The sequence below is a fragment of the Streptomyces sp. NPDC060209 genome, assembly GCF_042728155.1.
In the GTDB taxonomy this organism is placed as follows: Bacteria; Actinomycetota; Actinomycetes; order Streptomycetales; family Streptomycetaceae; genus Streptomyces.
In genome coordinates, this window is the sequence record NZ_JBHWZS010000291.1 from 1 (window position 1) to 10,930 (window position 10,930).

At 69.0% G+C, this 10,930-nt stretch carries 12 protein-coding genes, 1 tRNA gene and 1 pseudogene; 5 read left to right on the forward strand and 9 right to left on the reverse strand.

Annotation, left to right across the window (positions count from 1 at the left end):
- Positions 1-393: 393 nt before the first annotated feature.
- Together ACFWFI_RS35060 and ACFWFI_RS35065 are read right to left on the reverse strand one after the other, a co-directional pair.
- Positions 394-810, reverse strand: a complete 417-nt coding sequence (locus ACFWFI_RS35060) for a thiol-disulfide oxidoreductase DCC family protein (RefSeq protein ID WP_387398360.1) — start codon at positions 808-810, stop codon at positions 394-396.
- A 167-nt stretch (positions 811-977) separates the two neighbouring features.
- Positions 978-1,508, reverse strand: a complete 531-nt coding sequence (locus tag ACFWFI_RS35065) for an SMI1/KNR4 family protein (RefSeq protein ID WP_387398362.1) — start codon at positions 1,506-1,508, stop codon at positions 978-980.
- Between the two features lie 384 nt (positions 1,509-1,892).
- Between ACFWFI_RS35065 and ACFWFI_RS35070 the strand changes: the two genes are divergently transcribed.
- Both ACFWFI_RS35070 and bla read left to right on the forward strand, forming a co-directional pair.
- Entirely contained in the window at positions 1,893-2,990 is a 1,098-nt protein-coding gene (locus tag ACFWFI_RS35070) for a YncE family protein (RefSeq protein WP_387398364.1), read from the forward strand.
- Positions 2,991-3,271: 281 nt separating this feature from the next.
- A complete protein-coding gene (gene bla / locus ACFWFI_RS35075; RefSeq protein WP_387398366.1) occupies positions 3,272-4,213 on the forward strand; it encodes a class A beta-lactamase in 942 nt (313 codons plus the stop codon).
- On the opposite strand, the gene ACFWFI_RS35080 is transcribed toward bla, so the two are convergent.
- The 3 genes from ACFWFI_RS35080 to hemC form a co-directional block, all read right to left on the reverse strand.
- On the reverse strand, positions 4,201-4,587 hold the full coding sequence (locus ACFWFI_RS35080; RefSeq protein ID WP_387398368.1) for a VOC family protein: 387 nt from the start codon (positions 4,585-4,587) through the stop codon (positions 4,201-4,203). The genes bla and ACFWFI_RS35080 overlap by 13 nt on opposite strands.
- Positions 4,588-4,652: 65 nt before the next feature.
- Positions 4,653-5,096 carry an SRPBCC family protein gene (locus ACFWFI_RS35085; protein ID WP_387398370.1) on the reverse strand — a complete coding sequence of 148 codons (444 nt, stop codon included), beginning with the start codon at positions 5,094-5,096 and terminating at the stop codon, positions 4,653-4,655.
- A gap of 468 nt (positions 5,097-5,564) precedes the next feature.
- Entirely contained in the window at positions 5,565-6,500 is a 936-nt protein-coding gene (hemC, locus tag ACFWFI_RS35090) for a hydroxymethylbilane synthase (RefSeq protein ID WP_387398372.1), read from the reverse strand.
- 395 nt (positions 6,501-6,895) lie between these two features.
- On the opposite strand from hemC, the gene ACFWFI_RS35095 reads away from it, so the two are divergent.
- On the forward strand, positions 6,896-7,711 hold the full coding sequence (locus ACFWFI_RS35095; RefSeq protein ID WP_387398374.1) for an SAM-dependent methyltransferase: 816 nt from the start codon (positions 6,896-6,898) through the stop codon (positions 7,709-7,711).
- A gap of 72 nt (positions 7,712-7,783) precedes the next feature.
- Here the strand turns inward: ACFWFI_RS35095 and ACFWFI_RS35100 are convergent, their stop codons facing one another.
- Positions 7,784-8,692: a helix-turn-helix domain-containing protein gene (locus ACFWFI_RS35100; RefSeq protein WP_387398376.1), complete on the reverse strand. Its 909-nt coding sequence runs from the start codon at positions 8,690-8,692 to the stop codon at positions 7,784-7,786.
- A gap of 108 nt (positions 8,693-8,800) precedes the next feature.
- A complete protein-coding gene (locus ACFWFI_RS35105; RefSeq protein ID WP_387398377.1) occupies positions 8,801-9,037 on the reverse strand; it encodes a DUF397 domain-containing protein in 237 nt (78 codons plus the stop codon).
- Between the two features lie 201 nt (positions 9,038-9,238).
- On the opposite strand from ACFWFI_RS35105, the pseudogene ACFWFI_RS35110 reads away from it, so the two are divergent.
- A pseudogene (locus ACFWFI_RS35110) lies at positions 9,239-9,676 on the forward strand (ATP-binding protein); the annotation flags it as partial.
- Positions 9,677-9,762: 86 nt separating this feature from the next.
- Here the strand turns inward: ACFWFI_RS35110 and ACFWFI_RS35115 are convergent.
- Entirely contained in the window at positions 9,763-10,395 is a 633-nt protein-coding gene (locus ACFWFI_RS35115) for an SGNH/GDSL hydrolase family protein (protein ID WP_387398379.1), read from the reverse strand.
- A gap of 110 nt (positions 10,396-10,505) precedes the next feature.
- Positions 10,506-10,667 (reverse strand): hypothetical protein, encoded by a 162-nt coding sequence (locus ACFWFI_RS35120; RefSeq protein ID WP_387398381.1) that lies wholly within the window; start codon positions 10,665-10,667, stop codon positions 10,506-10,508.
- Between the two features lie 162 nt (positions 10,668-10,829).
- Here ACFWFI_RS35120 and ACFWFI_RS35125 point away from each other — a divergent pair.
- Positions 10,830-10,902 (forward strand) — tRNA-Trp (locus ACFWFI_RS35125).
- The last annotated feature ends 28 nt before the right edge of the window (positions 10,903-10,930 follow it).

Below are 10,930 nucleotides of genomic sequence, written 5' to 3' on the forward strand. Positions count from 1 at the left end.
GCCGTGCACGACGGTGACGCCCGCCAGCGGGCCGCCGTCATGCGACTGCGCTCGGACAAGGATGTCGAGCTCGTCTTCGGCCGACTGCCGAACGCGGAACGTCCACCGTCGGAGCTGACCAGCAGTTGCGGGCTTCAGTCCATGTGAACTGCGGCGTATCCAAGGGCGAACGCAACGACCTGGCCGCCGCCGACCAGCGCCACCACAGACGTGGCGAGGAGAGCTGTCGTGCCGGCGATGGCTGCCCAACCCAATCGTGTTGCCTGCGCGGCCTGTTGGACCGCCTTTAGGCAATCCACTTCGTCGCCGCGTCATCTGTGATCGATCACCGCACACGCGCAGGGAGCGTACCGGGCACGCAGCCCGCCCCCGTCGCAGTCGGGATGTCTGCTCTCAGCGCGCGGTTTCCCCCGAGGCCGTCCGGGTGCTCGGCCGACGGTCTGCGGGCAGCGCGCAGGCCGGCGTTCCGCCCGGCATCCGCTCGCGGTTGTTCGCGACGAGCCGGTAGACGCCGTGAGCGATCCAGCGAAGGGGAGGCAGGGTGAGCAGCGCTCCCAGGACAGCCCAACCTCTTCCCGCGGTCAACAGCAGCTTGGCGACGGCCTGAGCACCTCCGTAGATCACTCCGGTCGGCGTGATCCACAACAGTTCGTACTCCGCTCGTTCTCGTGTGGTACCGAGGGAGTCGAGATCCGCGAACTGCCATGGAGTGGCCTCGCAGCGCGGCCGGACATACTGTTCGGCGAACGTCACGGAGGAGGTGCAGAAGGCGCAGTCTCCGTCGTAGATGAGCACAGATCGCGTCCGCATGACCTCATCATGCCGTACCGGGGGCCGCCACGCCTGCGACGAAGGAACATGGGACCACGTTGCCCGGCACCACCGCCGAGCGCATCTCCACCAAGGGCATCATGCGCTGCCCGAGACGCCGCAGGACCGCGAGCAGCCTGGACACGGCAGGTGGGACCGGAGCCAGATCAGGACCCTGATCGGCGTCCGTCCGCGTCATGGAGGTCGAACGAATCAGCCGCGGTGAGCCGCTCGACAAACGTCGTGAAGTCCGTCGCCAGCGGGAGCTCCGTGCCGCCGTCCACGTCGAACCACGTCACGGACGGTTCGCCGCGCTCTCCACCTGTCCGGTAGTCGAGAGCGATCCAGCAGTGACCATCACCGGAGAGCAGAACAAGAGGCGAGGGAAGACCCCACTCCTCAACCAGATAGGCCGAGTCCAGCAAGGACAGCTGGCCCTCGTGACGTCCGATGCCCATCATGTCGTCGAGCGGAACATGGTTCTCGCTCCAGGACGTCGGCACGTCCGTCGGGAACGCGTTCCATGGATCCGCGACCAGGCCGCCGTTCTGGATCCGCAGCACCTCCAGCAACGAGGCCGGCAGACGGACGCCGAGCTGACGCTCGGCATCCTGAACGACCGAGTCTGTCAACGGTGGCTGAACCCCGTACCGGCCCTCGCCCCAGAACGTCGCCTTCACCTGATCAAACCGAGCCATGAACGCATCCTATGGACTCGCGGGCCGGCTTGACGATCCGTGGGAACCTCAGGCAGGAGTGAGCCCTCCTCGGCCCCGTACCGCTACCGCCGAGGAGAGGCAAGACTCACGGTGGAGAAAACCGCGGCCGAGCCCACGCTGTCGCCGACCCCTCACGGTTGCCCTTTGGGTAAAACTTAGCTTAGGGTTACCTAACTTTTACCTGAGGCATGGAGTTGCAGACGATTCCTGCGCGCTGAAGGCACGTCAGCCGGCGCGCGCCCCTTCTCCGGACTCCGAGAGCCTCGGGCAGCCGACCGACAGTGGACACAAGGGCGCGGGCCGACCCCCGCCCGATACCGCGGGCGCCTCTCCGGAGGCGCGCGTCCAGGGAGAACAGCACACATGGCCTCGCTCAATCGCCGTGTCCGCCGCGTAGCCGCGACCGCCGTCGCGCTCGCCTTCGGCAGCGCTCTCGCGCTGACCGGGACCGCCACGGCGGGTACCGGGACACCGCCCGGCTCGCACGTGACGTCGGTGCCGCTCGCACAGGGCCTCTACCAGTCCGCGTACTCCGAACGCAACGACGTGCTCTGGGCCACCGCCTCCGTGGGGCAGCCGCCCGCCCCGGTCACGGCTTCCCAGTTGCTGCGGATCGACCCCGACACCCTCGAGGTGGAAGCGGCCTACACGCCCCCCACGAACGGCACGGTCGAAGCCGTCTACGGCATCGACGTCGACGACGAACACAACACCCTCTGGGTCACCAACACCCGGAACAACTCGGTCGCTGTCTACAGCCAGAAGACGGGCAGGCATCTCGCCACCCGGCTGAACGTGAATCACTCCCGCGAGGTCGTCGTGGACGAGAAGCGCGACGTCGTGTGGGCGAGTGCCTTCAGCGACGGCGCTCTCGTGGCCTTCGACAGCCGCACCCTGAAGGAGATCAGGCGTGTCGCCGTCGAGGGGAGCGGGCCGACAGGACTGGCGGTGAACGAACGGACCGGTGCGGTCTACGCCGCAGACTTCACCAACAACCAGATCATCGAGGTCGCTCCCGGTTCAAGGGCCCCGCGCCTCATCCCCACGGGCGAGGGGCCGCTCTCGATCGCGCTCTCCACCGACGGGCGCACCGCGTACACCGCCGACCAGGCTTCGGGAACGATGTCGGTGGTCGACCTGCGAAGGGGCACCGTCACCAAGTCGGTGGCGACGGGTGCGGGGGCGAAGTCCGTGGCCGTCGACGCGTGCTCGGGCCATGCCCTGGTCGCCAACCGGCTGGCCGGAAGCCTGTCGGTGGTCGATCCGCGCGCGGGGAGGGTCGTGGAGACCGTGACGACCGATGCGTACCCCAACCACGTCAGGATGACCGGCGGCAGCACCGCCTACGTCGTCGACAAGTCCGGCTCCGGTCCCACCGGCGAGGACGGGCTCACACGGATACGTCTGAGTCCTCAGGCTCCTCTCCGCCACGACTCGGCGGGGCCGCGTCCGGCCTGCTGACCTGACGTCTTCCAACCGGCCGGAGCACCCGGTTCCACCGGCCGGTCCGGCGCAGGGGGACGCGTGTGGCGTTGCCCCTGCGTCATCGCCGCCCGGCGTCCGCTCCCCGTGACGACACGGCCGACATGTCGGCATGTCCGCAGAGAGGGGAAGTGCCCGCCCTAGTCTGGGGTGCCAGAACCCTGCCGGCCGCCCGCTACGCACCGAACGCCCGACCGTTAGGGGCGGATCCGCGGGCGGCTGCTCCCCCACCCCCTCGGACGCAGGAAGTCGCCGCCCACGTGCCCACCCCTCTCCCCCGCCGTGCCGCGCTCTCCGCGCTGGCCGGCCTCTCAGCCCTCCCGCTCGCCGCGTGCGACACGACCGCGCCGACCGCAGCACCACCCGCCCCCTCCGGAAAAGCACCCTCCAGGGCCGAAGAGACCGCGCACCGGACGGGACGCGCGTTCCAGGAGCTGGAGCGCAAGTTCGACGCTCGGCTGGGCGTGTACGCGGTCGACACCGGGAGCGGTCTCTCCGTCACCCACCGCCCCGACGAGCGCTTCGCCTACGCCTCGACCTGCAAAGCCCTGCTGGCGGGAGCACTGCTGGACGCGCACACGCTCCAGCGGCTCGGCCGGCGCGTACGGTACGGCCCTGGTGATCTCGTCGCCAACTCCCCGATCACCGAGCAGCACGTGGACACGGGCCTCACTCTGCGCGAACTGTGCGACGCCGCCGTCCGTTACAGCGACAACACCGCAGCCAATCTCCTCTTCCACCAGCTCGGTGGCCCCCGCGGGCTGCAGGACGCGCTCGCTGCCCTCGGCGACCGCATCACCCGGTGCGACCGGTACGAGACCGATCTCAGCGAGGCTTCGCCCGGTGATCCCCGCGACACCAGCACGCCTCGGGCCCTGGCCGTCGATCTGCGCGCGTACGTGCTCGGTAATGCCCTCGGTGCGGACAAGCGGGCCGTGCTGACCGACTGGCTCAAGCGCAACACCACAGGCGACGCACTCATCCGTGCGGGCGCCCCGGCCGGCTGGGTGGTGGGCGACAAGACCGGCACGGGCGGCTACGGCACCCGCAACGACATCGCAGTCGTATGGCCGCCGGACTCCGCGCCGATCACCATCGCCGTACTCTCCCGTCGCGATGTCCAGGGAGCGGAGCCACAGGACGCTCTCGTCGCGCAGGCGGCTCGCGTCGCGCTCACCGCTCTCGACACTCAGGGGCGGTAGCGGAGCGGATGGTCGGCGGGTACCTCCGTCAGCACGATGCGGTGGCCGTCCGGGTCGGCGATCCACATCTCGATCAGACCCCAGGGTTCCTGGAGCGGCGGACGGAGGACGCGTGCCCCCCGGGCCGACACCTCCTCGTGTGCCGCCGCACAGTCGGCCACCTGCATCCAGAGCCGCAGACTCTCGGTCGGTGGTACATCCGAGCGCCCGGACACCTCGAGGAAGCCGCCGCCGAGGAAGTACACCGTTCCGCGGTCGGGGCCGGTGCCGAACTCTCGGTAGACGGGCAGTCCGAGTGTCCGTCCGTAGAAGTCCCGGGAGGCCTCCGGGTCACCGGGCCTCAGCAATACCCTGCTGCTCAGTACGTGCACCATGGTCCCGACCCTACGCGGCCTGGTGCGACGGAGCAGTACCCGTCGCCGCTCCGGCGGGGCCTCTGTCAGGAGGCCTCCACCGCGGCCTTGATCCGTTGCCCGAAGGCCGGGGCGTCCTTCCGTGCGGCGGCTACAGCGAGCCCGACGAGGAGCTTGCCCAGCCGGTGACCCTCCAGGTCATTGAAGATACGCACTTTCGTTCGACCATCTGCAAGGGACTCCAGGTCATAGCCGCCTTCGCGAGCGGTCACGAGGTTGGTCGACACTTCGTTCCAGCGGATGCGAGTCGGGGCGACGAGTTCACTGATCCGGAATTCACGCCGTGTCGTCATGCCGGCGTCCTTCACCGTGCTGCGGAACACGGTCCCCACCGCTGTCGGACCCGCCGGCGTCTTGGAGATGTTCTGGACACGTGGGCTGAACTTCCTGTCGTTCTCACCGTCCGCGAGGAAGGCGAAAACCTCTGCGACGGGACGGTCGATGTCGACCGTCGCCTCGAACCGGGGCATGGGGTCTCCTCTGGTACAACGGATGCGGCACGCGGCGTGGCGCCTCCCGGGGGTGACACTGCCTCCCAGGATCCGCGTTCCTGAGCCGCTCGGCAGCCGGACGGGCACATCCGGCGCGCAATCGGGTGTCTTCGAACGCCGCGGGTTGCAGCCTGCGGCCGAGGGATCAGGTGCTCGCACGGCGTCGCAGGACACGGGCCCGGTGGAAGGAGACGGTGCGGACGGAGCGGCCCGCCGAATCCCCTTCCGCGGAATCCCGACGGCGTTCGACGCACCCAACCAGGCTGAACATGACGTGGCTTTTGGCAACCAGAAGCAATTTCCCCGGCAGCAAGCGCAGTTGAGGTTGCTTTACTCTTCAGCAGCGCGTGGCCAACGGTCCACACTTCCGTCTCGAACGCACAGCCGTCTCGACGCACCGCCGGCCCGGCCTGCCGTCATCCGCGCACGCCTCCTGGCGCGGCGGGTTCAGTGGGCGATGGAGTCGATCAGCTCACGTGCGCCCTGGCGCAGCAGGGTGACGGCCACCGAGGTGCCGAGGGTGGCGGGGTCGAGCGGGCCGGCCCACTCGTGTGCGTTGAGGACCGTCTTGCCGTCGGGAGTGAACACGCAGGCGCGCAGGGAGAGGTCTCCGTTGCGGTGGGAGGTGGCGTACCCGGCGATCGGGGAGTTGCAGTGCCCCTGCAGGACATGGAGGAACATGCGCTCGGCCGTGATCTCCCGGTAGGTCCCCGGGTGGTTGAGCGCACTCACGGCGTCGATGGTCGTCGTGTCGTCCTCGCGGCACTGCAGGGCGAGGACTCCCGCGCCGATCGGGGGGCACATCGTCTCCGGGGCGAGGATGTCGCTGATCACGTCCGGGCGGCCGATGCGGCGGAGACCCGCCACGGCCAGGAGCAGCGCGTCGGCCTCACCAGCGGCCAGTTTCGCCAGTCGCCGGTTGGCGTTGCCCCGGAAGGGGATGCAGTCCAAGTGCGGGTGCGAGGCGGCGAGTTGCGCCGTCCTGCGAACGGACGAGGTGCCGACACGTGTGCCGTCCGGGAGCTGGTCGAGCGTGAGCCCGTCCGGGTGCACGAGGGCGTCCCGGATGTCGTCACGCTCGAGGAACGCGGCGAACGTCGTGCCGACGGGCAGCGGGCGGTCGGCGGGGATGTCCTTGACGCAGTGGACGGCCAGGTCCGCGTCCCCGGCGAGCAGAGCGGCGTCGACCTCCTTGGTGAAGGCACCCTTGCCTTCGACCTTCGAGAGATCCCCCATCCACTTGTCGCCCGTGGTTCTGACGGGGACGACCTCGGTGACGGTGGCGGGGTGGAGGGCCGCAAGCTCGGCCCTGACGCGCTCGACCTGGGCCAGGGCCATGGGCGAGTCGCGCGAGACGATGCGGATCAGCTCGGGGGCGGGCATGGCTCCCACGATAGACCGCCTGGCCCGATCGGCCATCGCCCGACGCGGTCCGGGCGTTCACTTTCGGACCCACCGCGGCGAAGTTCGCCGGCGGCTCCTCCGCCGATTTCCGGCCGCGTTGGAATCACACTCCGCACAGCCGCGCGCAGGTTCCGCGCCCACGGCTTTCACGTGACAATAAGCTTCCGAGCAGGCAGTCTTGACGGCCCGTCATTCCGAGGAAGTCGCACACGAGAGAGCAGACAGGTCAGCGAGGGTGTCCTACCCCCGGCCCCATGTGGCTGGTTCAAGACCCTGCGGCCTTGCCTCACTCGCCCGAGGACTGTCAGCCACCCGGCGAGATCCCTAGCATGACCCCACACCGACTTCACTCTCTTTGAACCGCGAGGGGCTGGATGAGCAACGGGGACACCTCCATTCCGAAGAACATCGACGTGAACGTGCCGAGCGTCGCGCGGATGTACGACTACTACCTGGGCGGCAAGGACAACTACCCCGCCGACCGGGTCGCATGTGAGCAGCTTCTGGAGCATGTGCCGAGCACCAAGGTCCTGGCGGTGAACAACCGGAGGTTCCTGCGGCGTGTCGTGCACCACCTGGCCTCCGAGTACGGGATACGCCAGTTCATCGATCACGGATCCGGTCTGCCGACCCAGGACAACGTCCATCAGGTCGCCCAGCTCGTGGACCCCGGCGCCCGGGTCGCCTACATCGACAACGACCCCATCGTCCTGGCACACGGCAAGGCCATACTCGAGGAGAACGACAGGACCGCCGTCATCCAGGCGGACATGCGGGACACCGAGGGGATCTTCGGCCACCCGGAGGTGGAACGGCTCATCGACTTCGACGAGCCGGTGGCCGCCCTGTTCGTGTCCGTACTGCACTGCATCCCGGACAAGGACGACCCCGCGGGTCTTGTACGCCGGGTGGCGTCCCGCCTGGCTCCGGGGAGTTTCCTCGTGGTGTGTCAGCTCGTGAGCGAGGACGCGGCAACCCGCGACTTCGTCACGGACTTCATGGCGAAGAGCACCGGCAACCAGTGGGGGCGGGTGCGTCAGCAGGCTGATGTACACGGCTTCCTGGAGGGCCTCGACGTGCTGGAGCCGGGCCTTGTGGAGGTGTCGACGTGGCGGCCGGACTCGGATCTGGCGCCGAAGCAGGAGACCCAGGAGTGGATCGAGTTCGGCGGCGTCGGCCGCAAGTGGTGACGGGCCGTGTGACGGCGGATCAGTGGTGACGGGGGCCGCGTGACGGCCGGTCAGTGGTGACGGGGCGGGCGCTCAGCTGTAGCGCTCGAGTGCCTGCCTCAGCAGATCCCTGCTCCCGGCCGGGCTCGGCGACTGGGCGCTGAGCGAGTCGAGGATCCACCGGTACTCGTCCGTGCTCTCCTGCTTGTTCACGGACGTGGCGTTGGTCAGGTGCTCGATGTACGCGACATCGGGGAGCCCTTCCATCGCGAACCGCAGATATGTGATGGCGTTGCCCGGAGACGTGTGGGCGGTCACCTCGAAGGGGGCCACCTGCACGATCACGTGAGGCAGCTGAGTCATCTCCAGCAGATGGACGAGCTGTTCACGCATCACAGAGGCCCCGCCCGTCGGGCGCATCAGCACAGCCTCGTCCAGCAGGACCCAGAGCTTCGGCGCGTCGGCTCGCTGCAGCAACTGCTGTCGTCTGAGCCGCAGTTCGACCCGACGCCGGGTGATCTCCTCCGATTCCAGGGTGTGTCCGGAACGCACCACCGCATAGGCGTAGTCGGCTGTCTGCAGAAGCCCCGGAACGTAATGTCCCTCGTACGTTCGGATGGACGCGGCGGCCTCCTCCAGGCCGACCAGGGGTTCGAACCAGTCCGGCAGGACGTCGGCGTAGTTCCGCCACCATCCACGCTGTCCGGCCCTGCGCACCAGATCGATGAACTCCGCCGTCCTGGTGGGGTCCGTCACGCCGTAGAGCGCGAGGAGATCGGCGGCGTCGCGCTCCTTGCACGGGGAGTGCCCGGTCTCCATCCGGCTGATCTTCGCCGTCGAGCACCGGATCCGGTCGGCGGCGACGTCGGGGGTGATGCCGGCCTCGCCACGCATCCGCCGCAGCTGCGCGCCCAGAACCAGGCGCAACGCGGTGGGACTCGCCCCCGCGGCCGGGGCGAGGATCGGCCTCCGTGACGGCTGAAGCGGTTCGATGCCGGGCATGCGGACTCCTGAGGACGGGCGTCTTGACGCCAGTGTGCCATCAGGAGCCCCAAGAAGGTCCGGCCGATGCGAGACTGCCGTGCCTTTTCGGCCCTCCCTGCCGCGAATTCAGCCGGCCATGGTGTCGAAGTCGCCGTCCCTCACGCCCGCGAGGAACGCGCGCACCTCGTCGCCCGTGTACACGAGGGCAGGGCCTTCGGGGAACCTGGAGTTGCGTACGGCCACTTCGCCGCCGGGCAGCAGTGCCATCTCCACGCAGTTTCCACTGGGGTTGCTGTGATGACTCTTCTTCCACTCCACGCCGGCCAGGGAGTTGGCGGGGACGCCGTTGTCGATGTGCTGCATGAGGTCCATTCCTTCTCGTTGCGCTGACACATCCTGGTGTGCCACCAGGCCCCGCGCCGGGTGAACAGGTGTCCCCTGCTCACACCCCTGGGTGCAATTCCGGATGCAATTGCACCGCCTGCGCGGACGGCGAGGATACTAGTGGTCATCCGGCCCCCACGACACCACGAACCGGCCTTCAGCGGAGGGTGATCAGCGCTCATGCACGCGGAGAACACACCACGTCACGGAGCGGCAGCTCTCGTGCCCGGTTCGGTCGGCAGCAGTGCGGATCCGCACGAGGAGCTGGCGCGGGATCTCGGCATCGGGGCCCCGGGGTTCACCACACGTGGCCTGGGCGCGGATCCGGAAAGTCTGCGGCAGGCACGGGCGTTCGTCCGCGACGCACTCGAGTACTGGGGCCTGCGTTCCTGCGCGGACGACGTAGCCCTCGTGGCGGGCGAGCTGGTGAGCAATGCGGTCTGCCACGGGCTGCAGCCGGTGGCAGATCATGCCGACCGGTCGACGGCCCGGCTCGGACTGGCCTGCCAGGACGGGACGCTGGTCTGCGCGGTGAACGATCCGAGCCCCGAGGTGCCCGTGCTGCGCCAGGCGGACGAGTCCCTCGAGCGCGGCCGGGGGCTGCGCATCATCGACACGCTGAGCAGTTCCTGGGGCTGGTCCCGGCCCACCGGGAAGGGTAAGACCGTCTGGGCCAGGATTCCGGTCCTCCGGGCACCCGCACGTCAGAGCCCTGCCAGTGCCGTCCATGCCTCCGCCAGCAGCGCATGCCCGAGCGGTGTCGGGTGGACTCCGTCACCCGCGATGCACTCGGCACCGCCGGCGGCGCGCGCCGCCTGGTTGAGCAGGCCGTCCGCGGCCAGCAACGCGGCGTCGAACTCCTCGGCCAGGCGGCGGACCGTCTGAATCCTGGGGTCGAGGTCCTCGCGCCAGGCCCACTGCTCGTCCCGTACCGGCACGAGGAAGGGTTCGATGAGGATCAGCTGGGCACCCAGCTCCTCCCGGACCTGCGTGAGAATGGCGCGGTAGTCGCTCTCGTACGCGCGCGCCGAGGTGACGGTGCCGGAGTTGTAGCGGCGCCATGTGTCGTTCACGCCGATCAGGACCGACACGACGTCCGGCTCGAGGTCCAGGGCGTCCTCACGCCAGCGCGCGCGCAGATCCGAGACGCCGTCGCCTCCGACGCCCCGGTTGACGAACGTGATGTCGCTGTCGGGTCGCGCGGACCGCACACGCTCGGCAGCCGTCCGGACGTAGCCGTTGCCCAGAGGGCAGTCCCGTTCCGCCAGCCGTCCCACATCGGTGATGCTGTCGCCCTGGAACAGGACAGTGGCCGAGTGGTGCAGGCTGACGGTCACACGGTGCTCCGAACGGTGAGGATCCAGGGTCGCTGGTATTGATCCTGCCCGCAGAAGCCCATCATGATCCGGACCGGGTCCGTGGCGGCCCGGTGTGATCCGGACCGGGGTCAGCGCGCGACGGCCGGTGCGCGCACCGAGCTGAAGTCGAGCGCGCTCTCCACCTCCAGCAGGGTCTCCTCGGCCACCCGTCGGACCTCGGCCGGAACGTCGCCCTGCTCCTCCACCAGACCGGCGTAGATCGGTGCGTCGGATACCTCTGCGGAACTCACGTGAAACTGCCTATCGATCGGTTATGCCCGCCAATCAGCGGAAACGGGAGCCGAGTGTACGCGTTCCCCTCCGACCGCCGGGGAGCGGACCCTGGGAACGGGCCGCAGGCACCGGAAAACCGGTTGTCGGGTGCGGTGGCGGCTGCGAGGCTGATCCCGCCGAGGGGTGTAGCTCAGAGGCCAGAGCGCCGGTCTCCAAAACCGGATGCCGCAGGTTCGACTCCTGTCTCCCCTGCAGGACCGGCTCCCCACCCGAGGTCGGG